Origin of the sequence: Salmonella sp. 2020_1395, from assembly GCF_043848115.1 — a bacterium.
GTDB classification, from domain to species: Bacteria; Pseudomonadota; Gammaproteobacteria; order Enterobacterales; family Enterobacteriaceae; genus Salmonella; species Salmonella enterica.
Genome location: NZ_JBCMFH010000003.1, coordinates 429,456 through 455,454, shown reverse-complemented (window position 1 = coordinate 455,454; position 25,999 = coordinate 429,456). Strand labels below are relative to the sequence as shown.

Here is a 25,999-nt window from a genome sequence, read left to right as displayed (position 1 = left end):
AGGAACGTTGAAGACGACGACGTTGATAGGCCGGGTGTGTAAGCGCAGCGATGCGTTGAGCTAACCGGTACTAATGAACCGTGAGGCTTAACCTTACAACGCCGAAGATGTTTTGGCGGATGAGAGACGATTTTCAGCACTGATTCAGAGTTGAGTACGCAATAATTTGCGCAGCAGCAAGGCGGCAAGCGAAGGAAAGGAAGGAGCATACAGAAGTATGTGACTGACTTTACGAGCGCAGGCAACGCAGCTGATGCGATAAAGAATTGCGTACAGAGCACAAAGAATTTGCCTGGCGGCAGTAGCGCGGTGGTCCCACCTGACCCCATGCCGAACTCAGAAGTGAAACGCCGTAGCGCCGATGGTAGTGTGGGGTCTCCCCATGCGAGAGTAGGGAACTGCCAGGCATCAAATTAGAAGTATGGCATTAACTTTCGAGGCAGTTCACTACTCGACAGAGAGTAGGACAAAAGCGAAAGCTTTTGAATGTTGCGAAGCAACGGCCCGAAGGGTGAATCACGAAGTGATTCATAAACTGCCAGGCATCAAATTGCAGTAAACCAGGATGAAAATCCGGGTTGTGACAAAGAAATTCGGTGGAGCGGTAGTTCAGTTGGTTAGAATACCTGCCTGTCACGCAGGGGGTCGCGGGTTCGAGTCCCGTCCGTTCCGCCACTTATTAAGAGCCCTGAGCATTAGCTCAGGGCTTTTTCTTTGCATGTCATTTAATTATTGCTCAATTCGCAAAAATCCTCTGCATTTCTCGCTCTTTTTCTGCAAAGCGCTGAAGGTCATAATCCCCTCAGTTAACGAACATAGTGATTAAAAAGAGGAATTCTATGACTATCCCTGCATTCGGTTTAGGTACTTTTCGCCTGAAAGACGACGTGGTTATCGCTTCTGTTAAAACGGCGCTTGAACTAGGCTACCGTGCTGTCGACACTGCGCAAATCTATGATAATGAAGCGGCTGTTGGACAGGCGATTGCTGAGAGCGGCGTACCGCGTAATGAGCTGTACATCACCACCAAGATCTGGATTGAAAATCTTAGCAAAGACAAGCTAATCCCAAGCCTGAAAGAGAGCCTGAAAAAACTGCGTACCGATTATGTCGATCTGACGCTGATCCACTGGCCATCTCCGGGTGATGCCGTGCCTGTCGAAGAATTTATGCAGGCATTGCTGGAAGCTAAAAAACAAGGGCTGACTCGCGAAATTGGCATTTCAAACTTCACCATTCCGTTGATGGAAAAGGCTATTGCCGCGGTGGGCGCAGACCATATCGCCACCAACCAGATTGAGCTATCTCCGTATCTGCAGAATCGTAAGGTGGTTGACTGGGCGAAAGCGCACGGTATCCATATCACCTCTTACATGACGCTGGCATACGGTAAAGCGCTGAAAGATGAAGTGATTGCGCGCATTGCGGCTAAACATAATGCGACCCCGGCGCAGGTTATTCTGGCATGGGCAATGGGTGAAGGTTACTCGGTGATCCCTTCATCCACCAGGCGCGAAAACCTGGCAAGCAACCTGCTGGCGCAGGACCTGCATCTGGATGCCGAAGATAAAAATGCGATCGCGGCACTGGACTGCAACGATCGTCTGGTTAGCCCGGAAGGACTGGCCCCTGAGTGGGATTAATTGCCTGACCCTTTGTACCCTTTACCCCTCTTTCACAGCTCCTGCGGGGGCTGTTCTTATATATTCGCTCAAAAAGTCGATAAATGCCCGAATGCGTGTGCTGACGGCGCGATCGCTGTAGTAAACGGCGCTGAAAGGCATTTCTACCGGCAGACGTTTATCGGCCAGCAGTTCCACCAGTTCTCCCCACGCGATCTCTTTATCAATCATATAATCTGAAAGACATGCAATGCCGTTACCGTTCAGGCAAAGTTGTTTTAACGTTTCCCCGCTATTGGAAGAAATCCCACATTTGATCTCATGGAGCTGCCCGTCGCTACAGGCAATCGGCCAGGTATTGAGCGAAACAGGTTCTGAGAACCCCAGGCACAGATGCCGTTTTAACTCTTCAACGGTCTCTGGCTTGCCAAAACGGGCAATATAATCCGGTGAGGCGATAATCTTACGATAACTGGTAAATAACGGACGCGCGCGCAGACTTGAATCTGTCAACGTGCCTGCGCGTATCGCAACATCCACTTTTCGTTCAATAAGATTGATGAACGTTTCTGAGGAGACAAGAGACAACGTTATTTCCGGATACCGTTCACGAAAAGGTTTAATCAGCGGCATCAGGAAATGCAGCATTACCGGCGTTGCCGCATCGATACGCAGTAAGCCGCGCGGGGTATTACGCGACTCCATGATTTCCGTTTCTGCGGCGGCCATTTCTTGCAGTATCTGCTGCACGCGCCTGAAGTATCGCTCTCCTTCTTCAGTCAGGCTCAGCTGTCGGGTCGTACGATTAAGCAGACTGACGCCGAGCTTCATCTCCAGCTTTTTAACTGCCCGGCTGACAGCGGAATTGGCCTGTCCAAGCTGCTCTGCCGCCCGGCTGAAGCTGCCGCTTTCCACGACAGCGACAAAAATTGCGAGTTCTTCGGAGGTGGCTTTCATTTTTGCTCCTGAAGCAAAATTAAATTGATATTTTGGCTATTTTTGTCATTAAAACATCCAGGCATACTGCGTGTCATCTGATTACTGCTGTTATGGAGTTATGTATGCCTCTCGCTTTATTTGCACTGACTATAAGTGCCTTCGCTATTGGCACGACTGAGTTTGTGATTGTCGGCCTGGTGCCGACCATTGCTCAACAACTGGCTATCTCGTTACCTTCCGCCGGAATGCTGGTTTCAATCTATGCGCTGGGTGTGGCTATTGGCGCGCCGGTGCTAACCGCGCTGACCGGACGCCTGCCGCGTAAACAGTTACTGGTCGCGCTGATGGTCTTGTTTACGGCGGGGAATTTGCTGGCATGGCAGGCACCGGGCTATATGACATTAATCGTCGCCCGTCTGCTGACGGGCCTGGCGCACGGCGTGTTCTTCTCGATTGGATCTACCATCGCGACAAGTCTGGTGCCAAAAGAGAAAGCGGCTTCTGCGATCGCTATTATGTTTGGTGGTTTAACGGTAGCGCTGGTCACGGGCGTTCCGCTGGGCACATTTATCGGTCAGCATTTTGGCTGGCGTGAGACCTTCCTTGCGGTATCACTGTTAGGCGTGATTGCGCTGATGAGCAGTCAACTGCTGATCCCTGCCAATATTCCCGGTCGGGCGGCCGCCAGCATTCGTGACCAGGTGAAAGTACTGACTCATCCTCGTCTGCTGCTGATTTACGCCGTTACGGCGCTGGGCTACGGCGGGGTATTCACGGCATTCACCTTCCTGGCGCCAATGATGCAGGATCTGGCGGGATTCTCCCCGGCAGCGGTAAGCTGGATCTTACTGGGGTATGGCGTATCAGTGGCTATCGGCAATATCTGGGGCGGTAAACTGGCGGATAAGCATGGCGCCGTGCCGGCGCTGAAATTCATTTTCGCCGCGCTGTTTGTTCTGCTGATGGTCTTCCAGGTGACGGCCTCCACGCAGTATGCCGCGCTGGCTACCATTCTGGTGATGGGGATCTTTGCCTTCGGTAACGTACCGGGGTTGCAGGTCTACGTGGTACAGAAAGCGGAACAATTCACGCCTAATGCGGTAGATGTGGCGTCAGGTCTGAACATTGCGGCGTTTAACATTGGTATTGCGCTGGGCTCCGTGATTGGCGGGCAAACGGTGGCGCATTACGGTTTGGCGCAGACGCCGTGGATTGGCGCCCTCATTGTTCTGGTGGCTTTCCTGCTGATGGGTGTCAGCGGACGTCTTGATAAACCTGTACGCATTGCTCTGGAGTAAATTATTGATGTAAGCGCCTACTTACAAAACAAACTGCAATTGTTCGTTGAAAGTGAGTGCTAAAATCCCTATAACAGAAGAACCAGTCCGGTTGAGGACTGGTTGACGTTACAGAGGTTTGAAAGTCAAAAGTGCGAAAAAATACCTATGCGATGCGCTATGTTGCCGGACAGCCCGCCGAGCGGATTTTGCCGCCAGGGTCGTTTGCGAGCATCGGCCAGGCATTGCCCGCCGGGGAACCGCTAAGCAGTGAAGAGCGGATCCGTATCCTCGTGTGGAATATATTCAAGCAGCAGCGAGCCGAATGGTTATCGGTGCTGAAGAACTACGGCAAAGATGCGCATCTGGTCCTGTTGCAGGAGGCACAGACGACGCCTGAACTGGTACAGTTTGCCACCGCTAACTATCTTGCCGCCGACCAGGTTCCCGCTTTTGTACTACCTCAGCATCCGTCTGGCGTCATGACGCTGTCTGCCGCCCATCCTGTTTACTGCTGCCCTTTACGGGAAAGAGAACCGATTTTACGTTTGGCGAAATCAGCCCTGGTGACGGTATATCCCTTGCCGGATACCCGTTTATTAATGGTAGTAAATGTTCATGCGGTAAATTTTAGTCTGGGCGTGGACGTGTACAGTAAGCAGTTACTTCCGATCGGCGACCAGATTGCGCACCATAGCGGCCCTGTCATTATGGCGGGTGATTTTAATGCCTGGAGCCGCCCACGTATGAATGCGTTGTACCGCTTTGCACGTGAGATGTCGCTGCGCCAGGTGCGTTTCACTGACGATCAGCGCCGTCGTGCGTTTGGACGACCGCTGGATTTTGTTTTTTATCGTGGTTTAAACGTGAATGAAGCCTCCGTACTGGTGACGCGCGCTTCCGATCACAATCCGCTACTCGTTGAATTCAGTCCCGGCAAACCTGAGCAATAAAGGTGAGTCAGGTCTGCCGTGGGGCAGGCCTCTGCGGGTGCTGCCCTCTATTTTTCTCATAACAGAAGGGCACTACCATGACAACGCATTCCCACCATGACAATGTTGAAAAGCAGTTTGGTTCACAGGCGAACGCCTATTTACATAGCGCCGTTCACGCAGCGGGTCGTGACTTAGCGCGGCTGGCGCAAAGGCTGTCTGATTTTTCCCACGCGAACGTACTGGATATGGGATGTGGGGCTGGACACGCGAGTTTTGTCGCTGCGCAACATGCCAACTCGGTCGTGGCATACGATTTATCCGCCAGCATGCTTGAGGTTGTCGCTGGAGCAGCGGAAGAAAGACATTTAAGTAATATTACTCTCCGCCAAGGCTATGCCGAAAAACTGCCCTTTGAAGATGCATCGTTTGAGGTGGTGATTAGCCGCTATTCCGCGCATCACTGGCACGACGTTGGTCAGGCATTGCATGAGGTTTATCGTGTATTAAAACCCGGCGGCGTGCTGATTATCATGGATGTCATGTCGCCTGGACATCCTGTACGCGATATCTGGCTGCAAACGGTGGAGGCGTTACGCGACACGTCGCATGTCCGTAACTATTCCAGTGGTGAATGGCTGGCGATGGTCAATAACGCGATGCTGGTAACGAATACCGTGATAACCGATCGTTTATCGCTGGAGTTTCGCTCATGGGTAACGCGGATGCGTACGCCAGCGCCGTTGGTTGAGGCGATTCGATTATATCAGGGGAGCGCACCGGCAGAGGTGAAGCGTTATTTTGAGTTGCAGGATGACGGCTCGTTTAGCAGCGATACTATCATGCTGGAAGCGCATAAAGCGGTATAGCAATTTAAAAGGCGCCGGGGGAAGCGGCGCCTTTTGGCTTTTTCGTCGGACAATATCAGGAGTCTGGCGTGCTATTGTCCTTCACAAACAACGTAAGCTGATCGCCCGGTTGTAGATTATCCGTATCATGGTTCCAGCGCATTACATCTTTGATGTTCACCCCGTGACGTCTGGCGATACTGGAAAGCGAATCGCCTTTACGGACACGATAGGTAATGCTATCGCTATTGTTTGCCAGTCGTTGCGCGCTGCTGCCAGCGCCTACGGTCAGGCTTTGCCCGATTTTCAGGCGCGAACCACGCAGGTTGTTCCACTGCTGCAAGTCCTTCGTGCTTACGCCAAGCCGCGAAGCAATACCGGAAAGTGTATCGCCAGAGCGCACCTTATAGCTACGGCTATTCAACGGCGTATTGTCGGCGATCAGTTGGGACTGAACGGCGTCAATCTCACCGGAAGCCAGCGACTCACGCAACTGCTCGGCATGCTTTTTGGGCACCATAACATATTGCGGACCGCTTACGCCTAAGGTAGACCCTTTTACACCGGCATTAAACGCCTTCAGCTTGCTGATAGACATGCCCGCCATATCCGCAACCTGCGCCATTTCAACTGGACTGTTTAAACGAACTCGTGCCAGCGCTCGGCTTTCATCTGTTGTTGGCAGACGTACGCCGTAGCGTTTGCTGTTTTTGAGAATTTCACTCAATGCCAGCATCTTAGGTACGTAGAGTTTCGTTTCTCTGGGCAAAGAAAGCGACCAGAAATCCGTCGGTTTTCCACGCGCTTTGTTTGCTTTAATTGCCCGCATAACACGGCCTTCGCCGCTGTTATACGCTGCAACGGTTAACAGCCAGTCGCCGTCAAACATTTTGTTCAGACGCTGCATCATGTCTAACGCGGCGGTCGTAGAGGCTACAACATCGCGACGCGCGTCATAATTACGGGTCTGCTTTAAACCATAATTGCGCCCTGTGCTCGGTATGATCTGCCAGATGCCTGCGGCATTGGCGCCAGACGTTGCGTGAGGATCAAAAGCGCTCTCCACTATGGGTAGTAGTACCAGCTCCATAGGCATGTTACGTTTCTTAACCTGCCCCGCTATCCAGTACATATACGGCTCTGCCCGTAAAGTTACATCGTGGAGATAGCTCTTATTGCGTAAATACTTCTGTTTCTGTTCGCGAATCCGGCTGTTTTCCGGAATTCCCATCTTTAGCTCGTCGCCAATGAAAGCCCACAAGTCCTGATCTGGCGCGATAGACGTTCCGTCGTCCATCCATCGTGCCTGACTCGTAAACTTTCCTGCTTCCCCTTGACCAGCTGCAGAAAGGCTCTGTGCGTGCTGTTGGACGTTGCCAGTGTTCTGAGACGTCTGGCACCCCACAAGCAGGACAGAGGCGAGTAATATCGCTTTTGCCTTCATGTGTGTGTCAATAGTTGCTTAAAAGACGACCGATCATAACGGCGAAGTTAGCGAATGACAAGTAAGAATTATCAGAACGTGTCTTTCTTTGACCTTAACCATGCAAAACGCGCTTCTGGTTGTTGCAATATTGTTTCTTTGTTTATTTCGTTAATTAAATCAATATCTTCAGTTCTTAAAAAAAGATTAATCTTACGCTCATTTTTAAGAATAACGGGTAATGTCATTTGTTTTTTTACACGTAACTCTTTAACTTTACGATAATATTCATTTATGAACGAATCGTGCGGAAGTATGCTCAATGCGAACTTAATGTTAGCTAAAGTGTATTCGTGAGCGCAGCAAATGAGTGTGTCGTCAGGCAGAGAATTAATTTTCATAAGTGACTGATACATCTGTGATGGCGTGCCTTCAAACAGTCGACCACAGCCGCCAGAGAACAGCGTGTCGCCGCAGAATAAGTAAGGATGGCTAAAGTAACAGACGTGTCCTAACGTGTGGCCCGGCGTGGCAAAAAGAGTAAATTTCTCGCCTAAAACGCGAATAGTATCGCCATCGCCAACAAGATGGGTTGCTCCCTTGTCTTGTGTTTCCGCCGGTCCATAAACCGTCATTTGCGGGAAGTGTTGCAACAGCTCTTTGACTCCGCCAACATGGTCGTGATGGTGATGCGTCAGAAAAATCGCCTCCGGCATCCACTTATGTTCAGCAATGGCCTTTAAGACGGGGGCCGCTTCGCCGGGATCAACAATCACACAGCGGCCTTCATCATTGGTCAGCACCCAGATGTAATTGTCCTGAAACGCGGGAATACTGTTAAGATTCATATATTACCTCTCAAATAATTAGCGGAAGGTTGCGATGAAACCGGCAAGGCTCTCTCAAACTGTCGTTGCGCCCGGATGTTGGGGTGAGTTGCCCTGGGGCAATTACTACCGTGAGGCGCTGGAACAGCAGCTAAATCCGTGGTTTGCAAAAATGTATGGTTTCCATTTGCTTAAAATCGGTAATTTAAGCGCAGAAATCAATTCCGAAGCGTGCGCGGTCTCCCATCAAGTGAATGTTTCATCGCAGGGCTCACCGATGCAGGTTCTGGCCGATCCGCTACACCTTCCTTTTGCAGATAAATCCGTCGATGTTTGTCTGCTGGCGCATACTTTGCCGTGGTGTACCGACCCGCACCGTTTATTGCGGGAAGCCGACCGCGTATTGATTGATGACGGTTGGCTGGTCATCAGTGGATTTAACCCGCTGAGTTTGATGGGGTTACGTAAACTGGTACCTGTTTTACGTAAAACACCGCCCTATAATAGTCGGATGTTTACCCTTATGCGGCAACTGGACTGGCTGTCTTTACTCAATTTTGAAGTGCTACATTATAGCCGTTTTCATGTCTTACCCTGGAAAAAGCAGGGGGGGCGGCTTTTAAATACGCATATCCCGGCGCTGGGCTGTTTACAGCTTATTGTGGCCCGTAAGCGGACCATTCCGCTTACGCTTAATCCGCTGCGACATAATAAAAGTAAAACCCCTATCCGCCAGACCGTTGGCGCCACCCGGCAATATCGCAAACCGGATGGCTAAGCTTCCGCCTGGTAGCCACTATCTTCCTGCGTGGGATTCATTGCCGCGGCGCGCGCCAGTTCATCACAACGCTCGTTTTCGGGATGGCCTGCATGGCCTTTGACCCATACCCATTTGATCTGATGCTGACCTAACGCAGCATCGAGACGTTTCCACAGATCGACATTTTTTACGGGTTTCTTTTCCGCAGTTTTCCAGCCGCGTTTCTTCCAGTTATGAATCCATTGGGTAATTCCTTGCCGCACATATTGGCTGTCGGTGCTCAATGTCACTTCGCAATGTTCTTTTAACGCTTCAAGCGCGACGATCGCCGCCATCAGTTCCATACGGTTATTGGTGGTCAGCGTGTAACCTTCACTAAACGTTTTTTCATGACCGCGATAGCGTAAGATAGCGCCATAACCACCAGGCCCTGGATTCCCCAGGCAAGAGCCATCGGTGAAAATTTCTACCTGTTTAAGCATCTCTGGTAGACTTCCTGTAATTGAAATCGATAACAAAACGCAAGTCTGACATAAATGACCGATATGAGCACTGCAATTACACGACAGATTGTCCTCGATACCGAAACCACCGGTATGAACCAGATAGGCGCGCACTATGAAGGTCACAAGATTATTGAGATCGGTGCGGTTGAGGTGATAAACCGTCGTCTGACCGGCAACAATTTTCATGTTTACCTGAAGCCGGATCGGCTGGTGGATCCGGAAGCGTTTGGCGTACACGGTATTGCCGATGAGTTTCTGCTGGATAAGCCGGTTTTTGCTGATGTGGTCGATGAGTTTCTCGATTATATCCGCGGCGCGGAGCTGGTCATCCATAACGCATCGTTCGATATCGGCTTTATGGATTATGAGTTTGGTCTGCTTAAACGCGATATTCCTAAAACCAATACTTTCTGCAAAGTTACCGACAGCCTGGCGTTGGCGCGGAAAATGTTCCCCGGCAAGCGTAACAGCCTTGATGCGCTGTGTTCGCGTTATGAGATAGATAATAGCAAACGTACTTTGCACGGCGCATTGCTCGATGCCCAGATCCTTGCCGAAGTGTATCTGGCGATGACGGGCGGGCAAACGTCCATGACGTTTGCGATGGAAGGAGAGACGCAACGGCAGCAAGGTGAAGCGACCATTCAGCGAATCGTTCGCCAGGCCAGCCGGTTACGGGTCGTTTTTGCCTCTGAGGAAGAGCTGGCTGCGCATGAATCGCGGCTTGATCTGGTGCAGAAAAAGGGCGGAAGTTGCCTTTGGCGGGCGTAATTTATTCCTTTTTAGGCTATAAAAATCATCCTTCGGGCGATTTTTGCAGCAACTGATTCAAAAGGTGAGAAAAAGCGTTGACGGGCGACACCGCAAACCGTAATATTCGCCTCGTTCCCAGCGGGAACATCACGGAGCGGTAGTTCAGTTGGTTAGAATACCTGCCTGTCACGCAGGGGGTCGCGGGTTCGAGTCCCGTCCGTTCCGCCACTTACTTGTTTTTCGGTGTTCCAGGACGTCGCTGATTTGTCAGCGATATCATGGGGTTAGACCGAAAAACCATCCCAGTGCGTTTTTAGTTTTCCCTGCGCATTCGGTGTAAAAGCGGGTCAAATAGGGGGTCTGTCCGGTTCGATAAAGGAGTGACCCCTAATGGCATTAACCGATCCGAAAATCCGCGCATTAAAATCCCTCGATAAACCCTACAAAGTCATCGATTCCGGTGGGCTGTATATCCTTGTCAAACCCGGCGGCGCAAAACACTGGTATCTTCGTTATCGTTTCGGCGGTAAAGAAACCCGTATTGCCTTTGGCGTATATCCTGCTGTGACGCTTGCTGCTGCCCGCGAGAAGCGCGAAGAAGTCCGCCGGATGCTGGCTGAAAACGTGCACCCCGCCTTACAGCGCGTGGCGGAGAAAGTCGCCGCCGATCCTTCCCGGACACTGCAACATATCGCCAGTGAACTGCACCAGAATATATTACCCGGTCATATCCATTGTCGGGTAATAATATAAAAGCACTGCGCCAGATCTCCAGAAAATAAGCACTGAACTGCACCAGTTTTACCCTTTAAGCCCTTTGGCCTTTCCGGGCTGGCACAATTACCCTTAATGATCCTTTGCCCTGCGGCCCTTTTCCCTTTCGTGGCGCAGTCGTTTTATTCCCGTTACTGCGTAACGCAGTAACAACGGTCAGGAGGTACGCCATAAAGCCGTTGTCTGCGCCAGCCTGTAAGGGAATAAAATCACAAAATATTAACACGGTGATAGTTTATACCTTTTGATATTGCATTCACTGATAGAAAATAGTACAAAAATTTTGCCCTCAAAAATTTTTGTACGAAAACCGATTGATCACCGAATATATACAAGGTACAGGCTATCAGCCGTCAGCCCTCCCCACGTAACCTGTACACCTGCGCCACATACCGCCCGCGTCCGTCACCGTGCCCCAGCTCCATCGCCACCATGGCCAGCGCCTCTTTTTGACCGAATCCCTGCGCCAGTCGGTGGCGGATGTAATCCTCGATATGCCGCGCGTTCAGGTGCCTGACATTGCGGATCTGCACGTTCAGTTCTGTCACCAGCCGTTTGCAAAAACGCTCCGCCAGCGCCATGCGATCGCTGACCGTTTTGTGCGCGCCGCCCGCCTGCTTCATCGCTGATAAATCAGGCGCTTCTTCCAGGTCTGAGCGCAGGAGCTGTCCACGACAGCGTGTTACGGGAGGGAGTGTATACCGTTATGGATAATGCAGAAGAGGGAAAACTGAATGTGCAGCAGATAAGTTTTTAGGGCGTTTTCCACCGGCACACTGCTGTGCTTCCGCAAGCATCTGCGTCAGGGCGAGGTAGTTGTTACAAAGTCCGGTGAATTCAGGTACGGAACAGAACGCGATCGCTGAGAGGACATTCACGGTCAGGCTTTCAACAAAACAACGGGATGAACGCACGGCACAAAAAAGATGCAGATGCGCCATTGTGGTCACGAAGGTAGTTCAGGAGGCAATTCTGGTGCCTGAGCTTGCAGGTACAGATAAAAGGTATACCGGACAGGAAGTAATTTGCAGAAATCCGTCAGGTTTTATATCAAGATACGAGCATGTATTTATATACATAACTTAAGGAAATCTTAAGTTACTTTTTGATAAATATAAATAACTATCTTTCATAAGTTGATTTCAGTCACAGGATTAGATGAACATAAGTTTTTAAATGGATTTCAATTCATCAGTGAAATTAATGATTTATCCGGTTTTTCGTAGATAATATATCAGCCATATTGCGATATTCCCGGAAATATTTATTCAGGGAGCTTTTTATGTCAACAGGATTACGTTTCACGCTGGAGGTGGATGGCTTACCGCCCGATGTGTTTGCTGTGGTTTCCTTCCATCTGAGTCAGTCTTATTCCTCACTGTTTACTCTCGATATCTCACTGGTTAGCCAGCAACTGCACAGCATTGAGTTCTCTCAGATCCTCGAAAAAATGGCGTACCTGAAAATCTGGCAGGGTAATGAGACAGAGGGATCCGACTGGTTTGTTCCTGATGGATTATGGGGGGTTAATTTCATGGATGCCTGTCGAAATCATGATAAATGCTATGCGACTAAAGGCAGTGATAAAATAACTTGTGATGTTAATTTAGGCAATGACATTGCGTTAGCATGTGGTGTACTGAAAAGTGAAGATCCACGATATAATGATATTTATACTCAATGTTTAATTACTTCTGCTGCTTATCGGGTCGCAGTGGGGACCTTCGGTAAAGGTGCTTATAATGATGCACAAGCTGGTGCCGAATAATAAAAAGGTGTAACCATGTCCTTGAGATTAGTGGTTTTATTTATATTGGCATATATTATGACTGTATGTGATTTATATGGAGATGATAACCAACATGACTTTCGATTAGGCTTAATAGCGGGTTCTATTGCATCTGTAGATGAGTTAAAGGAACGATGGTTTTTCTGTGAGAAATGCTTGAATGATTTCCAATGTAAATTTGATTATGTAGAACAATGTAAGTCAGTAACAATTCCGGAAAGAAACAACGCGTTAAGTTTGGCGGTAACACATGCTAATACTGAAGCAGTTTATTTTCTTGTAAATCAAGCAAAAACAGATGTAAATGGAATTACTGGCAGATATCACGAGACACCGTTAATGATAGCAGCATATTACGGTACTAAAAAGCATCAGGAGATAGCCAGTTTCCTCATTTCTCGTGGAGCAAATGTGAATGCAATAGATTTGACAAAAATGACTATACTTCAAACAGCTATATGGAAAAATAATATGGATTTTGTCAAGATGCTTCTTGAAAATGGAGCAGACCCATCCTTAACATATAATGGTAAAAAGGAAGGGGCAGCATGTATGACTGCAATCAGGAGAAAACGTTTTGAATTTATCTCAATTATCCCAGGATGTTGCTCTTTAGTTAAAGATAATTCAGAACTAATACCTAATAACGTGTATGTATGTCAGTAAATGAAGTTAAATATAAATAGGTCGTACCGTTACGATAAAGACACGCTGCAACTGACAGAGGTGATAAATCCACAGGACGAATCTTACCGCGATCTCCAGGATAACAACCAGGTGGAAAACGTCATCAGGTCGGTGGCGGTGAACCGGAAAAACTGGTTGTTTGCCGGTTCCTCAGAGGTCAGCCAGCGCGCGGCGGCCATCATGAGCTTGTTGGTGACGGCGCGGATGACCGGTATTAACCCGCACCAGTTGCTGCACAATGTGCTGATGCGCCTGCCACAGTAGCCCAACGTCCGGTTATGTGAACTACTACCTTACCCGGAGAGTCACTTCGGCCGAGGGAAGAATAGCGTACTGAAGGGGATGGCAGTATGTTGTTGCTGGAAGTTTTCAATGATTTTTGAATAGAGTAACGATTCTACAGGTGGGGTTAGGTCATATAAGTAAGTCAGAAATATCATGCAGCGCAGTAGCAGACTGCGTAATGTTGATGTTACTCAGATAATCACAGAGAACCGCCAGACATGCGCATCATCACTCCAGGGCATCCCACTTCTCCAGCAACTCCACCGGGATCTCATTGATCACCTCCGAGAACCTGGACGAGAGCTTGCAGGAGACGCAGGGCTGGCTGGCGAGGCTGGCGGCGCAGCATATCACGCCGGACACGATGCGGCGCGGGCGGCTGACGGAGCAGGTGGACCAGCTATGGGCGATGTGGCAGCCGGGGCCGTGGTGGGCGCAGTGGCTGCGCGGGTTACGACGTACATCGCAACGCAGCCGGGAACTGACCGGGCTGTCGGATGAAGCACCGGTAGTGGAACTGCCGGGCGTGCGTTATCTGCCGTGGCCGGGCTGGCCGGGTAAGACGCTGGGGCAGGGGTGGTTCTGGCAGCAGAACAGTGAAGGGCGGTATGTGGATGCGCTGCTGCTGGTGGATAGAACAAATAGAGGTCACATGCTGTGAAAAAGTACGCTGTAGAGGTTCTGTTTATGTCTGCCTGTGCAGGAATGTTCCTGCCCGTATTTGTCTGGGGCGGAACAGATGTAAACATTGATAATCCGCTGGCGGAGTGTGTGGATATCCATCCCGTTCATCGTCAGGAAATGGATAACCTTACCATTCTGAAAACAACGGTCACACTGAAAAAAAGTACCGGTGAATGTGGCTGTTTCTCAGCATTAATCAGCTATACCAGCTTACTGGCGCAGGATGTTGAGGGTTACGGACGCGGAAGCGCATATTCCCTTCAGGAGGGGAATATCTCACTGGCGAAGATGCAGGGACGTTATCCTTTCAGCTTTGTATTATCGGTGGATAACCAGTCTGTACGGGACCAGAAGCTGGCGCTAATGATACGTTGTACACCACCGCTGTAATTGTAGTGGCACAGTAAATTTGGCCACCTGATTAAAGGTGATATCCTCACCTCAATATAAGGGATTTTAAAATGAAACTAACTGAATTTATGCGATCAGATTTTTATTTGAGTTATCTTGATGATTTAGATAAGAAAATGCCAGTTAAAATTGATCGAGTCTCAATAGTGCAAGATATTATTATAAAAATAGAACTAGATTCTTTAAATTATGCATCATTGACCTTATGTGATATAAAATGGCTAATTGAAAATTACAGATTTAAAACAATGCATTATATATTAAAAAAACAAGTAAAATATACTGAACCAGATGGCGGCAAGGATAATATTGTCAATCTAGCACCTAAGATAAATTTTCCTATTGGTCATCTGATTGAATATTATTTATTATCGAAAAGACCGAGTGATTTGCTTGAGTATGTAAAAAAAATTCGGATTCCCGGCCCTAATAAATATGTAAAGGAAATTGAAAAGATATTTTCTGAAATACAAGAATCATAAGTTAAAAAGCCGGAAAGAAAATTAAATCTTCCCGGCTTTTTGTTTATTTAACCCCCGTTCAGTCCACTAAACCAGTACATCCTTCAACCCCTTAACCACCCGTTCAGCCTGATAAAGCTGTTCGCACAGCTTCTGCACCTCGTTACCGTCCGCCATTAGCACAATACACCCCTGTGAAATCTTCACCGTCACGCTGCGCCCGGTCTCAAATCCCGCTTCTTCCTGCCAGTCACCCTTAAGGTGCTGGCTGGGGATTTGTGAGTAACAGGTGGTTATACAGGTTTCGCTGTTGATGTGGCGGACGCTGACGCCGGAGGCATTCATATTTGCTGACTAAATAAATTCTTAATTCTCCGCCGGATGCTGGCTGATTGTGGAGCTCAGGGTGAGCGAGTATGGGCGCGACATCCTGGCACCGCGCCCCCCTCTCCCCGGCCAGCACCGGGCGGTGATGAGCAACCGGCTACCGGGGCCGTATTTTGACGATGAAACGGGCCTGCATTAAAATCTGTTCAGATATTATGCACCGGAGTGTGGCAGGTTCGTCAGTCAGGCCCGACAGGGCTGAAAGGGGGATTAAATCCTTACCACTATCCGTTGAATCCCGTCACAGATACAGATCCGCTGGGATTGTTTACATGTGAATTATGTAGTCGCATGATAGGTGAGACTAATAATAGTCTGGATAATCTTCCATTTAATCCGGCAAAAATGTTAACGGCTAGTTTAAATACGGCTAATTCTGCAAGATTGCACGCAAGTGGGGTAGCCAAACTCGGGATAGGTATTGCTGCTGATGGATTGGTTATATTGTCTCCAGTGGGCAATGTTTCTCTGGCATGGGGGCGTGGAATATCAAATTGGCAACTGCTTCATATAACAGGGCAAATTTATGATTATCAGAATCACTTAATGAAACCGACAAGGATAGGTGCTGCAAAAATTTATTAGGTGTATTGCCTTATAGTGAACAGTTTGACGATCCAGATGAGCTATCAATTAGCGATGTGTGTAAAGAGAAATTCCATAACATGATGGATTCTCCAATGAATTTCATCAAAGAGATAGGGACATTGATGTTTGATGTATATGATTAATAAAATATCCATGTTGATCTTTATTATTGGAAGTATAATCGCGATAATATGGATATTATATGCCACTTTATCGAAAAGAGGGATGTTTAGAGATAATCTTAAAAAAATAATCAAGATAATATGTGATTTATTTTGGGGGATAGGCTGATAACTCTGAGTAAAGAATATCAGAGACTGTACATGAAATTATTAATCCTTCGTTGAATAAAAGCCGGGAAATCATTATAGGCGGATAACCGCATCACGGAAGATATGCAATACGTGTACCGGTATGGCTGTTACGGGAGGCTGACGCCGGAGCAGATGGCGGGACAACTGGAGCCGGAGTACACACCCCAAAGGAAAGAGAGGTTTGTGCGTATTATTCATTGTGTGATCATAGCGGTACAGGTACTTCTGCTGGTTTGTTATTCACAATATCAGCCCCTGATGCTGATTTATTACCAGGAATATCAGAGTCTGGAGGGGATTCTTATGGGGCACTTCTTGCGGGAATGGCTTATACAGATGCTTGTGATCAAACTGATAGTTATAAATATACAAAAGGTGTGAGTATGGGACCCGGATTTGGAGACTAGGGGGAACTCACATGCTTCCGGCATTCGAGGTGTCTATCGGAGATTTTCGATCTGATGGATAAGGAATATGATTGGTTACCAGGTGAATTCAAGTGAAAAGAAATAGATTTTTTCTATCGTTACTATTTATGGTGTTGATTGTGTTGTTCGTTATTCTATTTTTTACATGGTTAGGTAGAGAGAATATTAAAAATGATAGCGCTATTCGAGAAGTTGCGAAAGAAGAAGTTGATAAGCTTTTTTCTCTTTATAATGAAGGGGAGTATGCTGAGATATATGATTTGTCATGTGACTCTTTCAAAAATGCCACTGCGAGAAAAGATTTTTTAACAGTTATGGGAACTAAAATGAAAATACTCGGTGAATTTAAAGGGCGAAAACTTCAATATAGTAATGTCATTAATTCAAAATCCGTGGAGTTATATTATAGAGTGGACTATATTGACTATTCTTTAATTGAAGAATTTAATTATATTAAAAATGATGGACAAAAAATATGCTTGCAAGCAATGTATACGGATGATGCGGGGAAACATGGGGAGGTAATTAAATTACATTAATGTGTGATAACTCCAGTTAGAACCTATCCCAATGCGATGAAGAATCGGGGCTGTATTATAACTAGCGCCGTTTCTATAATCCGGGACTGGGAAGGTATATTACGTAGATCCAATAGGGCTGAAAGGGGGATGGAGCCGATATCATTATCCGCTGAATCCTATTACAGATAGTGATCTTCTTGGTCTTATTACTTGTGGTACTGATAGAGGTGATTCTGGCAAGTTATTAAGATGAAAAATGGTTGAAAATAATTGCATTAGTGAATGCTTATTTATGTCTTTACCTACAAAAAGTAACGGATTTGCTTGCTGGAATTGTGTTAACGAATGTAAAGGAAATCAAGGCTATTGATGTTTTTACTACAGGAATAGATATGGTTAACGATAAGGATACAGCTATATTAATTAGTGATTTAATGTTGAGATTCGGTAAGGAGCTTGATGAATCTGTTGCTGTTGTTCAGTCCCGTTGTGATGAGGATGAATTTAATGTATATCGAGAAACGGTTGGTTTTATCATGGGTGAAATGCTTATTAAAATAATGAATCCATTATATGAAAAACATCCAGAAATAAAACCAAAAGGATTGGAATAAAACATCTGGAACCGGATGAATAATGTGTAAAAGCCGGAGGGGTTATCTTTTCCCGGCTTTTTATTATCAATTACTCATTAACTCCTGTTCCGTTCTTTTGCGTTTAATCACCGGAATATCTCCGGTATTGTTCAGCGCCCCGGAAATGTTTTTAACCACTGTTCTGCACTCCGTTTATTAATGCGGGTTACGCCCATCCCTTCAATACAGCCAAAGAGTCCGTGGGTATGCTGCGGCGTGATCACGATGCAATCCCTCATTACCCGCACCTTGACGGGCATCCCGTTAATAAACCCCGCCTACGGCATCCATTCACATTTAGAGATCATCCGGCATAATCAATCTGCCAACGCAGGAGATCGCTGTGCGTAAAGCCCGTATTACTGCGCACCAGATCATCGCTGTGATTAAATCGGCTGAATCCGGACGGACTGTTAAAGATGTCTACCGGGAGGCCGGTATTTCTGAAGCCACCAGGGACAACTGGAAGTCTGGATACGGCGGCAGGGATACGCGTGGAATCACAAAAGGCTCCACCGTATTTACTGTCTGCTCAAGCTGAATTTTCGCCGTAAGGGTAAACAACGGCTGCCGGTACGCAATCCCTCGCCACTGGTCACGCCGGAAGCGCTGAACCAGAGCTGGTTTATGGGCTTCGTTTTCGCACGTTCAATGTTGTTGATGACTGTAATCGTGAAGCGTTGTCGATTGAAATCGATCTGAATCTGCCAGCTCTGCGAGTGGTCCGTGTACTCGACAGGATTACAGCAACCGCGGTTATCCGGCCATGCTGCGTATGGATAAGGGACCGGAAGTTATCTCGCTGGCACTGGCTGAATGGGCAAAGAAACATGTAGTAAAGCTGGCGTTTATCCAGCCGGGTAAGCCGAAGAAAAACGTTTTCATCGAGCGTTTTAACCGGACATACCGTACAGAAATACTCAATTCTTATCTGTTCAGAACGCTGAATGAGGTGCGGTAAATTACGGATAAAGGGTTATCAGAATATAACTGCGAACGTCCACATGAATCGCGGAACAATATGATACCCAAGGAATACCGCCAATAACGTTATCTGGCCGGAATCTTAAAAATGCATGGAACTAAAACGGGTCTATTTACGGGGGCACCTGCGATGAATTTCGCTGCACTGAAAAGCGATACCGGATGAGAGCTGCTTCAAATTAATGTGCCATGTTCACGGGGAGGTGGTGCGACGTTTGCATAATCCAGCAAGAACTGAAAGGAAGGGGAGAGCTTTTTCATGCCTGTATAATCAGTCTGACCTGTGTCAGTCAGCTCTTAGTGTTGAGACTCTCGTTGGAGCGTTATAATTGCTTTTCCGTTTCGGAAAACAAGATTTTCCATTAAAGATCTTCCCTGCGAGGAAAAGTTAACTAATAATCTTACCGTCGAGTTAGGAGATGTATGTTTAAATATAAACAATGTTGCAACGATGCCTGATAATTATCCTCTCTTCGAAGATAAGTTTCCCACACCCAGTGTGGTGGGTGTCATTGTAATGTTATCACTTGAATGTAAATGGAAGGTATAATTGCTTTTTGACTAGTATTCTATTCCACCCTGACAACACGATGTTAACATCAACACTGTTTATATTGGCAATAACGCAATTTTTTTCAGATTAAGAGGTGCTCTGATATATAGATTTTTATAACATTACTTATTTGAATTGGTAACAAATACCAATAAGTACAAGCTTTTATTACCAGCCACGGCTTTTTCCATACGGTAAGATTTGGTATGGCGTTATGTATTCTGGATGTGCTGGATTATTTTAATTTGGTTTAAAAAAGGTGGTTATTCAAATGAAAAGCATAAAAAAATTGATTATCGCAAGTGCGTTGAGCATGATGGCTGCTAGTTGTTATGCTGGCTCATTTTTGCCGAACACAGTGCAAGAGAAATCAGTGGATATTAACTTTGCCGCTCCCGAACATTTAACCGTATCGTTGGATCAAGTGCCGGGTTTAATTGCTGGGGATGAGCCTACAGGTACGGCTATTGCGAAGCTTACAGTTGATTCTACTTCTGTTAAAGAATTCGGGGCCAGGGGGGGGGCTGGCGTGATAATGGACAATGCTGGCATTGTATGGAGAATAGCTGGTAAAAATAGTGGCAACTCAATCACTGTGGGCTTATCACCTAAGGATGTGGCCAAGAGTCAGGGCAGGCAAACGTGGAATGGGAGAGAGTGGATCACCTTTGATACCAATGTCCCACTTTATATTACTACGATAGGGGAGCAGAATATCTCACCTGATACGTACCCACTGACTTTAGATGTAGTGGGATATCAGGCGTAATAGTAAACAACTATTAGTGTATTGCGCCTTGTTTAAGGCGTAATACACATCAAATTTTTCGTTTTTCTTTTACAATTTTTGATATGAAAACAATTAATTTTGTTTTAATGGCGGTAGCTTTGTTCGCCTCTAATTCTATGGTTTCAGTATATGCCGCCAGGCAGCAATTAAATTCAGCCACTAAATCATTCAGCGTGAAGCTGGGAGCTACACGGGTGATTTATCACGCTGGTACACCCGGCGCGACGCTCTCGGTGAGCAACCCGCAGGATTACCCTATTTTGGTTCAGTCTTCAGTCAAAGCAGAAGACAAAAATTCGCCAGCCCCCTTTATGGTGATGCCGCCTCTATTTCGTTTAGAAGCGAACCAGCAGAGTCAACTGCGTATTATCCGTACTGGTGGTGACATGCCAACGGATCGTGAAACTTTACAGTGGGTCTGTATAAAGGCGCTACCACCCGAAAATGAACCGTCGGATACACAGGCTAAGGGCGCGACCCTTGACCTCAATTTGTCCATCAGCACCTGTGACAAGCTGATTTTCCGCCCGGATGCCGTGAAGGGGACGCCGGAAGATGTTGCAGGAAATTTAAGATGGGTGGAGACGGGCAACAAACTTAAGGTAGAGAACCCCACCCCGTTTTACATGAATTTAGCCTCTGTCACAGTAGGGGGAAAGCCCATTACAGGGCTTGAGTATATCCCCCCCTTTGCTGACAAAACACTAAATATGCCAGGTGGCACTCGTGGTGATGTCGAGTGGAAAATTATTACAGACTTAGGTGGTGAAAGTCATCCGTTCCACTACGTTTTTAAATAAGTTCAAGGAATTAGCGGCAGAAAATGAAGTTCAAACAACCTGCCTTGCTACTGTTCATCGCGGGAGTGGTTCATTGCGCAAATGCGCACGCTTACACATTCGATGCATCAATGTTGGGCGATGCAGCGAAAGGGGTTGATATGTCGCTCTTTAACCAGGGGGTACAACAGCCAGGGACTTATCGCGTGGACGTGATGGTGAATGGTAAACGTGTCGACACCCGTGATGTGGTGTTCAAATTGGAAAAGGATGGGCAAGGAACGCCTTTTCTGGCTCCTTGTTTGACGGTCAGTCAGCTTTCACGCTACGGCGTAAAAACGGAAGATTACCCTCAGTTGTGGAAAGCAGCAAAGACCCCAGATGAGTGTGCGGATCTGAGCGCCATTCCACAGGCTAAAGCGGTACTGGATATCAATAATCAGCAACTGCAACTGAGTATTCCTCAGGTGGCGTTGCGTACGAAATTTAAGGGGATCGCTCCTGAAGATCTCTGGGATGATGGTATTCCGGCGTTTCTGATGAACTACAGTGCGAGGACAACGCAGACGGATTACAAAATGGATATGGAGAGGCGTGACAACTCTTCCTGGGTACAACTGCAACCGGGAATCAATATAGGTGCGTGGCGTGTCCGCAATGCGACCAGCTGGCAGCGGAGTGGTCAACAGTCGGGGAAGTGGCAGGCAGCATATACCTATGCTGAGCGTGGACTGTACTCACTAAAAAGTCGTCTGACTCTGGGGCAAAAGACTTCGCAGGGGGAGATATTTGATAGTGTGCCATTTACCGGTGTGATGTTGGCATCGGATGACAACATGGTGCCCTACAGTGAGCGGCAGTTTGCTCCGGTAGTGCGTGGGATTGCCCGCACGCAGGCTCGGGTGGAGGTCAAACAGAATGGTTACACCATTTACAACACCACCGTGGCGCCCGGACCGTTTGCACTGCGGGATCTGTCGGTAGCAGACAGTAGTGGTGATCTGCATGTCACCGTGTGGGAGGCCGATGGCAGTACACAAATGTTTGTGGTGCCGTATCAGACCCCGGCGATAGCACTGCACCAGGGATATTTGAAGTACAGCCTGTTGGCGGGCCGATACCGATCGTCAGACTCTGCAACGGATAAGGCGCAGATCGCGCAGGCTACGTTGATGTATGGTCTGCCGTGGAACCTCACTGCATACGGCGGTATACAGAGTGCAACGCACTATCAAGCTGCATCGCTTGGTTTGGGGGGATCTCTCGGGCGGTGGGGGAGTTTATCTGTCGATGGAAGCGACACACACAGTCAGCGTCAGGGGGAGGCGGTACAGCAAGGAGCCTCCTGGCGACTGCGTTACAGCAACCAGCTGACTGCGACGGGGACAAATTTTTTTCTGACGAGATGGCAGTATGCCTCGCAGGGCTATAACACCCTATCCGATGTGCTCGACAGTTATCGACATAATGGCAACCGTCTATGGTCGTGGCGGGAAAATTTGCAGCCGAGCTCGCGTACTACCCTGATGTTGAGTCAGTCATGGGGGAGGCATTTGGGCAATCTGAGTTTAACCGGTTCCCGTACCGACTGGCGTAATCGCCCCGGTCATGATGACAGCTACGGACTGAGTTGGGGAACCTCTATCGGAGGGGGCTCGCTGTCATTGAACTGGAATCAAAACAGGACGCTGTGGCGCAATGGCGCGCACCGTAAAGAGAACATAACCAGCCTGTGGTTCAGTATGCCATTAAGCCGCTGGACGGGGAATAATGTAAGTGCTAGTTGGCAGATGACTTCACCATCACACGGTGGTCAGACGCAACAAGTGGGGGTCAACGGAGAGGCATTCAGTCAGCAACTGGATTGGGAGGTGCGTCAGAGTTACCGTGCCGATGCCCCGCCAGGTGGTGGTAATAACAGCGCATTGCACTTGGCATGGAATGGGGCTTACGGCCTGTTAGGTGGTGACTATAGCTACAGCCGGGCGATGCGCCAGATGGGAGTCAATATCGCGGGAGGTATAGTTATCCACCATCATGGTGTGACGCTGGGGCAACCTTTGCAAGGCTCAGTGGCGCTGGTTGAAGCGCCAGGGGCCTCGGGGGTGCCAGTTGGCGGCTGGCCTGGCGTTAAGACGGATTTTCGTGGCGACACCACAGTGGGCAACCTGAACGTCTATCAGGAGAATACAGTCAGCCTCGATCCGTCGCGACTACCGGATGACGCAGAGGTCACACAAACCGATGTGCGCGTGGTGCCAACCGAAGGGGCGGTGGTGGAAGCGAAGTTTCACACTCACATCGGGGCCAGGGCACTGATGACGCTGAAACGGGAAGATGGTAGCGCCATTCCTTTCGGGGCGCAGGTTACAGTCAATGGGCAGGATGGCAGTGCTGCTCTGGTGGATACTGATAGCCAGGTTTATCTCACTGGTTTGGCGGATAAGGGCGAACTGACGGTGAAATGGGGAGCACAGCAATGTCGGGTTAACTACCAGCTACCTGCCCACAAGGGAATCGCGGGCTTGTATCAAATGAGCGGTCTCTGCAGATAGCCGATTCTGAAGGAGAGAATAATGTGGATGAAAATACAGCGAGTGAAAACGGTTATCTATAGCGTAAGCTTACTGGTCGCTGCCAGTAGCTTGATGCCGATAGCGAACGCCGCAGAAAAACTTCAGACAACGCTACGTGTAGGGACTTACTTTCGGGCTGGGCACGTGCCAGATGGGATGGTGCTTGCGCAAGGCTGGGTGACTTATCACGGCAGTCACAGCGGGTTTCGGGTATGGAGCGATGAGCAAAAGGCGGGTAACACGCCTACCGTATTGCTGCTGAGCGGGCAACAGGATCCTCGCCATCACATTCAGGTTCGCCTGGAGGGCGAGGGGTGGCAACCAGATACGGTGAGTGGTCGTGGCGCCATTTTAAGAACCGCTGCAGATAACGCCAGTTTCAGTGTGGTCGTTGATGGCAATCAGGAAGTGCCTGCGGACACCTGGACGCTGGATTTTAAGGCCTGTGCATTGGCGCAGGAGGATACGTAGCCGTCTGTTCCACTCATACTTCCTGTATCAGTGAATAAGGCGAATACTGTATATCAGGTTCGAGGATGTATTGAAAATTTACTCAAGGCAAATATGGTTAGCAATCTTCATTGCAGAAAAATCAATTGCTGATTGATTTTAAAATCTGAAATTCATCTTTTTTTGTAGGGAGAGGAATATTATGTTTCGTAAAATAATTTAACGGACACTGATGCCTTTATTATTTTCTGTTTTGTGGATTTGTTTGATTCACTCTTTTGTGAGCGGGGCTTTATAAGCCCCTGGTATAAGGTTTGTTTATCTGTCAGGTATTCATATGTGATATTTAAGATTTTATGTTTAGGGGGCTTTTTCTTGTCCCCTCAGGCGTAAAAATAATTTATTTTTTACATAAAGGAATAAAGCATATGTCTTATGCACGACATTTACCGGTATTAATGTATCACCATGTCAGTGATAAACCCGGACAGATAACCTTATCTCCCCGTACGTTCCGGGCGCAGATGAAATGGCTGGCTGAATCTGGCTGGAAAACCGTTACTGCTGCAGAGGTGGAAGCTTTTTATCATGGTGCAAGATTGCCTCGTAAAAGCGTCATGCTGACCTTTGATGGCGGCTGGCTGGATAACTGGTTGCAGGTTTTTCCGGTGCTGCAGGAGTTTAATCTGCATGCGCATCTCTTTCTTGTGACCAGTTTGATCAGTGACGGACCGGTCCGTATTCCTGCAGGCGAACTGGTGTACTCTCATGATGAGTGTCAGATGCTGGTTAAACAAGGCCGGGCTGATGAGGTCATGCTGCGCTGGTCAGAGGTCCGGGAGATGCACCTCAGTGGCCTTGTTGAGTTTCACTCGCACACGCACACCCACCGACGCTGGGACCAGAAACCTGTGTCCCGTAATCCGTCGGATTTGCTTCGTGTCGATATTCTTCTTAGTCGTAAGCGGATGAGGGAGATGCTGGGTTACTGCAGTCAGCATCTGTGCTGGCCTGAGGGCTGGTATTGTTCTGACTATATTCATGTGGCTGAAGAGCTGGGGTTCACATACCTGTATACCACAGAAAGGCGTATGAACAATCCAGTCATCGGTTCACAGCGTATTGGTCGTATCAACACAAAGGAGCGAAAGAATGTGGGCTGGCTGAAACGTCGTCTGTTTTATCACACCACGCCCGGATTTTCTTCGCTGCTGGCCCGGCATAAGGGGGCACGTCGGATAGCTGACTGAGCCGGAGACCAGGATGAAAGTGCTGCATACCGAATCCTCCCCCATCATCGGCGGGCAGGGGTTGTAGGCTATATCCCAAATGATGGTGCTGATTTTGAGCAGAAATAAGATAACACCGGAGGCCGTGATAGACCCGGTTGCGCAGAATCTGGAGGCAGCAGGTCACTGGCGCAGGGCTTCTACCCGCTGGCTTTTGGTCATGGGAGATTTTGAATGTACAGAGGCCCAGCGGGAGTGGTTGTTGTTGCGCCGGAATTATTGCCTTGCGCAGATATCTTCCCCTGGCGCCAGTAAAGCTGGATATCAGCGACGTGACGAAATGAGAGGAGCCTGCACATAGGTTTATGTTTTGAGTAAGCGTCTTATTTAAACCGTCTGTTCTGTTTCCTCCACTTTCACAAATAATATCGAGCCGGGTGGGGGGTATGCAAGTAAGAATAATCTGGCGATGTTTTGCTTGTTTCCACGGGATACTTTGTTAGGTGAACGATGCAATTAATGCGCTCCAGACTGCGTCACAGAAAAGGAGAATGCCTTTGCAGAACGGGCGCATGACAATGAACCACTTTATTATTGGTATCTGGTTCGGCGACAACCTTGACGATCACTTCTGAGATAGGGTATTTACACTGAGTGGTAAACAGGTTCAATTAGTAACCGGAGATGGATGCAAAATCATGATCGATTCAGATGCTATTTTGCAGCCAATAGATTTTTTATTAAGATGATATCAAGGACATTGAGGCACACAATGACGCATCAGTAA

Annotated in this window: 26 protein-coding genes, 2 tRNA genes, 2 rRNA genes and 8 pseudogenes; 29 read left to right on the top strand and 9 right to left on the bottom strand. The window is 48.0% G+C overall.

Features of this window, described 5'->3' with window-relative positions:
• The 4 genes from ACH0WD_RS07285 to dkgB all read left to right on the top strand — a co-directional run.
• Positions 1-95: ribosomal RNA gene (locus ACH0WD_RS07285) — 23S ribosomal RNA — on the top strand; the annotation flags it as partial.
• Positions 96-291: 196 nt separating this feature from the next.
• Positions 292-407 (top strand): 5S ribosomal RNA (rrf, locus tag ACH0WD_RS07280).
• Positions 408-598: 191 nt separating this feature from the next.
• Positions 599-675 (top strand) — tRNA-Asp (locus ACH0WD_RS07275).
• Between the two features lie 164 nt (positions 676-839).
• Positions 840-1,643, top strand: coding sequence for a 2,5-didehydrogluconate reductase DkgB (gene dkgB, locus ACH0WD_RS07270; protein WP_000154863.1), 804 nt, complete (start codon positions 840-842; stop codon positions 1,641-1,643).
• Between the two features lie 21 nt (positions 1,644-1,664).
• Here the strand turns inward: dkgB and yafC are convergent, their stop codons facing one another.
• The gene (gene yafC / locus ACH0WD_RS07265; protein ID WP_000648535.1) at positions 1,665-2,579 is read right to left on the bottom strand and encodes a DNA-binding transcriptional regulator YafC; all 915 of its coding nucleotides are present in this window, start codon (positions 2,577-2,579) and stop codon (positions 1,665-1,667) included.
• 104 nt (positions 2,580-2,683) lie between these two features.
• Here yafC and ACH0WD_RS07260 point away from each other — a divergent pair, with 104 nt between their 5' ends.
• The 3 genes from ACH0WD_RS07260 to ACH0WD_RS07250 all read left to right on the top strand — a co-directional run bounded on the left by ACH0WD_RS07260 (position 2,684) and on the right by ACH0WD_RS07250 (position 5,639).
• Positions 2,684-3,859 (top strand): MFS transporter, encoded by a 1,176-nt coding sequence (locus ACH0WD_RS07260; protein WP_001127535.1) that lies wholly within the window; start codon positions 2,684-2,686, stop codon positions 3,857-3,859.
• 131 nt (positions 3,860-3,990) lie between these two features.
• Positions 3,991-4,791, top strand: a complete 801-nt coding sequence (locus ACH0WD_RS07255) for an endonuclease/exonuclease/phosphatase family protein (RefSeq protein ID WP_001230970.1) — start codon at positions 3,991-3,993, stop codon at positions 4,789-4,791.
• Between the two features lie 77 nt (positions 4,792-4,868).
• Complete coding sequence (locus tag ACH0WD_RS07250; RefSeq protein WP_000207217.1) at positions 4,869-5,639, top strand: class I SAM-dependent methyltransferase; 771 nt, start codon at positions 4,869-4,871, stop codon at positions 5,637-5,639.
• A gap of 55 nt (positions 5,640-5,694) precedes the next feature.
• Here ACH0WD_RS07250 and mltD read toward each other — a convergent pair whose 3' ends face one another.
• Together mltD and gloB are read right to left on the bottom strand one after the other, a co-directional pair.
• Positions 5,695-7,062 carry a murein transglycosylase D gene (mltD, locus tag ACH0WD_RS07245; RefSeq protein WP_000644702.1) on the bottom strand — a complete coding sequence of 456 codons (1,368 nt, stop codon included), beginning with the start codon at positions 7,060-7,062 and terminating at the stop codon, positions 5,695-5,697.
• A 71-nt stretch (positions 7,063-7,133) separates the two neighbouring features.
• Complete coding sequence (gene gloB / locus ACH0WD_RS07240; protein WP_001052773.1) at positions 7,134-7,889, bottom strand: hydroxyacylglutathione hydrolase; 756 nt, start codon at positions 7,887-7,889, stop codon at positions 7,134-7,136.
• Positions 7,890-7,923: 34 nt separating this feature from the next.
• On the opposite strand from gloB, the gene ACH0WD_RS07235 reads away from it, so the two are divergent.
• Positions 7,924-8,646 (top strand): class I SAM-dependent methyltransferase, encoded by a 723-nt coding sequence (locus ACH0WD_RS07235; protein WP_000801238.1) that lies wholly within the window; start codon positions 7,924-7,926, stop codon positions 8,644-8,646.
• Here ACH0WD_RS07235 and rnhA read toward each other — a convergent pair.
• A complete protein-coding gene (gene rnhA / locus ACH0WD_RS07230) occupies positions 8,643-9,110 on the bottom strand; it encodes a ribonuclease HI (protein WP_000917872.1) in 468 nt (155 codons plus the stop codon). The two genes, ACH0WD_RS07235 and rnhA, sit on opposite strands and share 4 nt — an antisense overlap.
• A 63-nt stretch (positions 9,111-9,173) precedes the next feature.
• Between rnhA and dnaQ the strand changes: the two genes are divergently transcribed.
• The 3 genes from dnaQ (at position 9,174) to ACH0WD_RS07215 (ending at position 10,640) form a co-directional block, all read left to right on the top strand.
• Entirely contained in the window at positions 9,174-9,905 is a 732-nt protein-coding gene (dnaQ, locus tag ACH0WD_RS07225; protein ID WP_001670675.1) for a DNA polymerase III subunit epsilon, read from the top strand.
• Positions 9,906-10,038: 133 nt separating this feature from the next.
• Positions 10,039-10,115 (top strand) — tRNA-Asp (locus ACH0WD_RS07220).
• Positions 10,116-10,277: 162 nt separating this feature from the next.
• Positions 10,278-10,640, top strand: coding sequence for an Arm DNA-binding domain-containing protein (locus ACH0WD_RS07215; protein ID WP_001748026.1), 363 nt, complete (start codon positions 10,278-10,280; stop codon positions 10,638-10,640).
• Between the two features lie 527 nt (positions 10,641-11,167).
• Here the strand turns inward: ACH0WD_RS07215 and ACH0WD_RS07210 are convergent.
• Both ACH0WD_RS07210 and ACH0WD_RS07205 read right to left on the bottom strand, forming a co-directional pair.
• Positions 11,168-11,242: pseudogene (locus ACH0WD_RS07210) on the bottom strand (hypothetical protein); the annotation flags it as partial.
• A gap of 123 nt (positions 11,243-11,365) precedes the next feature.
• Positions 11,366-11,602, bottom strand: a complete 237-nt coding sequence (locus tag ACH0WD_RS07205) for a hypothetical protein (RefSeq protein WP_130549554.1) — start codon at positions 11,600-11,602, stop codon at positions 11,366-11,368.
• A 341-nt stretch (positions 11,603-11,943) separates the two neighbouring features.
• On the opposite strand from ACH0WD_RS07205, the gene ACH0WD_RS07200 reads away from it, so the two are divergent.
• The 3 genes and pseudogenes from ACH0WD_RS07200 to ACH0WD_RS07190 form a co-directional block, all read left to right on the top strand.
• Entirely contained in the window at positions 11,944-12,429 is a 486-nt protein-coding gene (locus ACH0WD_RS07200; protein ID WP_000103455.1) for a hypothetical protein, read from the top strand.
• A gap of 15 nt (positions 12,430-12,444) precedes the next feature.
• The gene (locus tag ACH0WD_RS07195; protein WP_000058649.1) at positions 12,445-13,116 is read left to right on the top strand and encodes an ankyrin repeat domain-containing protein; all 672 of its coding nucleotides are present in this window, start codon (positions 12,445-12,447) and stop codon (positions 13,114-13,116) included.
• A 99-nt stretch (positions 13,117-13,215) separates the two neighbouring features.
• A pseudogene (locus tag ACH0WD_RS07190) lies at positions 13,216-13,401 on the top strand (transposase); the annotation flags it as partial.
• 249 nt (positions 13,402-13,650) lie between these two features.
• Here ACH0WD_RS07190 and ACH0WD_RS07185 read toward each other — a convergent pair.
• A pseudogene (locus ACH0WD_RS07185) lies at positions 13,651-13,725 on the bottom strand (hypothetical protein); the annotation flags it as partial.
• On the opposite strand from ACH0WD_RS07185, the pseudogene ACH0WD_RS07180 reads away from it, so the two are divergent.
• The 3 genes and pseudogenes from ACH0WD_RS07180 to ACH0WD_RS07170 all read left to right on the top strand — a co-directional run.
• Positions 13,709-14,083 (top strand): annotated as a pseudogene (locus tag ACH0WD_RS07180) (hypothetical protein); the annotation flags it as partial. The pseudogenes ACH0WD_RS07185 and ACH0WD_RS07180 sit on opposite strands and share 17 nt — an antisense overlap.
• A complete protein-coding gene (locus ACH0WD_RS07175) occupies positions 14,080-14,496 on the top strand; it encodes a DUF2195 family protein (protein WP_001748027.1) in 417 nt (138 codons plus the stop codon). The pseudogene ACH0WD_RS07180 and the gene ACH0WD_RS07175, both read left to right, overlap by 4 nt.
• A gap of 71 nt (positions 14,497-14,567) precedes the next feature.
• The gene (locus tag ACH0WD_RS07170) at positions 14,568-14,999 is read left to right on the top strand and encodes a hypothetical protein (RefSeq protein WP_000778606.1); all 432 of its coding nucleotides are present in this window, start codon (positions 14,568-14,570) and stop codon (positions 14,997-14,999) included.
• A 66-nt stretch (positions 15,000-15,065) separates the two neighbouring features.
• Here the strand turns inward: ACH0WD_RS07170 and ACH0WD_RS07165 are convergent, their stop codons facing one another.
• On the bottom strand, positions 15,066-15,323 hold the full coding sequence (locus ACH0WD_RS07165; RefSeq protein WP_000994221.1) for a SymE family type I addiction module toxin: 258 nt from the start codon (positions 15,321-15,323) through the stop codon (positions 15,066-15,068).
• Positions 15,324-15,459: 136 nt separating this feature from the next.
• Here ACH0WD_RS07165 and ACH0WD_RS07160 point away from each other — a divergent pair.
• From ACH0WD_RS07160 to ACH0WD_RS07145, 4 genes and pseudogenes are all read left to right on the top strand, one after another.
• A pseudogene (locus tag ACH0WD_RS07160) lies at positions 15,460-15,632 on the top strand (RHS repeat-associated core domain-containing protein); the annotation flags it as partial.
• A 1,134-nt stretch (positions 15,633-16,766) separates the two neighbouring features.
• The gene (locus tag ACH0WD_RS07155; protein WP_000828177.1) at positions 16,767-17,234 is read left to right on the top strand and encodes a sugar tyrosine-protein kinase; all 468 of its coding nucleotides are present in this window, start codon (positions 16,767-16,769) and stop codon (positions 17,232-17,234) included.
• A 29-nt stretch (positions 17,235-17,263) separates the two neighbouring features.
• Positions 17,264-17,421 (top strand): annotated as a pseudogene (locus tag ACH0WD_RS07150) (RHS repeat-associated core domain-containing protein); the annotation flags it as partial.
• Between the two features lie 130 nt (positions 17,422-17,551).
• The gene (locus ACH0WD_RS07145) at positions 17,552-17,830 is read left to right on the top strand and encodes a hypothetical protein (protein WP_077905764.1); all 279 of its coding nucleotides are present in this window, start codon (positions 17,552-17,554) and stop codon (positions 17,828-17,830) included.
• A gap of 131 nt (positions 17,831-17,961) precedes the next feature.
• On the opposite strand, the gene ACH0WD_RS07140 is transcribed toward ACH0WD_RS07145, so the two are convergent.
• A complete protein-coding gene (locus ACH0WD_RS07140; RefSeq protein WP_151273333.1) occupies positions 17,962-18,111 on the bottom strand; it encodes a type I toxin-antitoxin system SymE family toxin in 150 nt (49 codons plus the stop codon).
• An 83-nt stretch (positions 18,112-18,194) separates the two neighbouring features.
• On the opposite strand from ACH0WD_RS07140, the gene ACH0WD_RS07135 reads away from it, so the two are divergent.
• From ACH0WD_RS07135 to ACH0WD_RS07100, 8 genes and pseudogenes are all read left to right on the top strand, one after another.
• Positions 18,195-18,392 (top strand): transposase, encoded by a 198-nt coding sequence (locus ACH0WD_RS07135; protein ID WP_001224064.1) that lies wholly within the window; start codon positions 18,195-18,197, stop codon positions 18,390-18,392.
• Positions 18,326-18,937: pseudogene (locus ACH0WD_RS07130) on the top strand (integrase core domain-containing protein); the annotation flags it as partial. The gene ACH0WD_RS07135 and the pseudogene ACH0WD_RS07130, both read left to right, overlap by 67 nt.
• Before the next feature lie 722 nt (positions 18,938-19,659).
• Positions 19,660-20,157, top strand: a complete 498-nt coding sequence (locus ACH0WD_RS07125) for a Saf-pilin pilus formation protein SafA (RefSeq protein WP_000835844.1) — start codon at positions 19,660-19,662, stop codon at positions 20,155-20,157.
• An 83-nt stretch (positions 20,158-20,240) separates the two neighbouring features.
• Positions 20,241-20,978: a pili assembly chaperone SafB gene (gene safB / locus ACH0WD_RS07120; RefSeq protein ID WP_001558160.1), complete on the top strand. Its 738-nt coding sequence runs from the start codon at positions 20,241-20,243 to the stop codon at positions 20,976-20,978.
• 23 nt (positions 20,979-21,001) lie between these two features.
• Complete coding sequence (locus ACH0WD_RS07115) at positions 21,002-23,512, top strand: fimbrial biogenesis outer membrane usher protein (protein ID WP_000669612.1); 2,511 nt, start codon at positions 21,002-21,004, stop codon at positions 23,510-23,512.
• A gap of 21 nt (positions 23,513-23,533) precedes the next feature.
• Positions 23,534-24,004, top strand: a complete 471-nt coding sequence (gene afaD / locus ACH0WD_RS07110; RefSeq protein ID WP_000266937.1) for an AfaD family invasin — start codon at positions 23,534-23,536, stop codon at positions 24,002-24,004.
• 407 nt (positions 24,005-24,411) lie between these two features.
• Positions 24,412-25,233, top strand: coding sequence for a polysaccharide deacetylase family protein (locus ACH0WD_RS07105; RefSeq protein ID WP_000119388.1), 822 nt, complete (start codon positions 24,412-24,414; stop codon positions 25,231-25,233).
• Between the two features lie 82 nt (positions 25,234-25,315).
• Positions 25,316-25,553, top strand: a pseudogene (locus ACH0WD_RS07100) (PerC family transcriptional regulator); the annotation flags it as partial.
• Between the last annotated feature and the right edge of the window lie 446 nt (positions 25,554-25,999).

Excerpts from the sequence above, each read along its gene's own strand:
- dkgB (WP_000154863.1), top strand. The coding sequence starts at position 840 with ATGACTATCCCTGCATTCGGTTTAGGTACTTTTCGCCTGAAAGACGAC.
- yafC (WP_000648535.1), bottom strand. The coding sequence starts at position 2,579 with ATGAAAGCCACCTCCGAAGAACTCGCAATTTTTGTCGCTGTCGTGGAA.
- ACH0WD_RS07260 (WP_001127535.1), top strand. The coding sequence starts at position 2,684 with ATGCCTCTCGCTTTATTTGCACTGACTATAAGTGCCTTCGCTATTGGC.
- ACH0WD_RS07250 (WP_000207217.1), top strand. The coding sequence starts at position 4,869 with ATGACAACGCATTCCCACCATGACAATGTTGAAAAGCAGTTTGGTTCA.
- mltD (WP_000644702.1), bottom strand. The coding sequence starts at position 7,062 with ATGAAGGCAAAAGCGATATTACTCGCCTCTGTCCTGCTTGTGGGGTGC.
- gloB (WP_001052773.1), bottom strand. The coding sequence starts at position 7,889 with ATGAATCTTAACAGTATTCCCGCGTTTCAGGACAATTACATCTGGGTG.
- ACH0WD_RS07235 (WP_000801238.1), top strand. The coding sequence starts at position 7,924 with ATGAAACCGGCAAGGCTCTCTCAAACTGTCGTTGCGCCCGGATGTTGG.
- rnhA (WP_000917872.1), bottom strand. The coding sequence starts at position 9,110 with ATGCTTAAACAGGTAGAAATTTTCACCGATGGCTCTTGCCTGGGGAAT.
- dnaQ (WP_001670675.1), top strand. The coding sequence starts at position 9,174 with ATGAGCACTGCAATTACACGACAGATTGTCCTCGATACCGAAACCACC.
- ACH0WD_RS07215 (WP_001748026.1), top strand. The coding sequence starts at position 10,278 with ATGGCATTAACCGATCCGAAAATCCGCGCATTAAAATCCCTCGATAAA.
- ACH0WD_RS07205 (WP_130549554.1), bottom strand. The coding sequence starts at position 11,602 with ATGGCGCATCTGCATCTTTTTTGTGCCGTGCGTTCATCCCGTTGTTTT.
- ACH0WD_RS07200 (WP_000103455.1), top strand. The coding sequence starts at position 11,944 with ATGTCAACAGGATTACGTTTCACGCTGGAGGTGGATGGCTTACCGCCC.
- ACH0WD_RS07195 (WP_000058649.1), top strand. The coding sequence starts at position 12,445 with ATGTCCTTGAGATTAGTGGTTTTATTTATATTGGCATATATTATGACT.
- ACH0WD_RS07170 (WP_000778606.1), top strand. The coding sequence starts at position 14,568 with ATGAAACTAACTGAATTTATGCGATCAGATTTTTATTTGAGTTATCTT.
- ACH0WD_RS07165 (WP_000994221.1), bottom strand. The coding sequence starts at position 15,323 with ATGAATGCCTCCGGCGTCAGCGTCCGCCACATCAACAGCGAAACCTGT.
- ACH0WD_RS07140 (WP_151273333.1), bottom strand. The coding sequence starts at position 18,111 with ATGCCCGTCAAGGTGCGGGTAATGAGGGATTGCATCGTGATCACGCCG.
- ACH0WD_RS07125 (WP_000835844.1), top strand. The coding sequence starts at position 19,660 with ATGAAAAGCATAAAAAAATTGATTATCGCAAGTGCGTTGAGCATGATG.
- safB (WP_001558160.1), top strand. The coding sequence starts at position 20,241 with ATGAAAACAATTAATTTTGTTTTAATGGCGGTAGCTTTGTTCGCCTCT.
- ACH0WD_RS07115 (WP_000669612.1), top strand. The coding sequence starts at position 21,002 with ATGAAGTTCAAACAACCTGCCTTGCTACTGTTCATCGCGGGAGTGGTT.
- afaD (WP_000266937.1), top strand. The coding sequence starts at position 23,534 with ATGTGGATGAAAATACAGCGAGTGAAAACGGTTATCTATAGCGTAAGC.
- ACH0WD_RS07105 (WP_000119388.1), top strand. The coding sequence starts at position 24,412 with ATGTCTTATGCACGACATTTACCGGTATTAATGTATCACCATGTCAGT.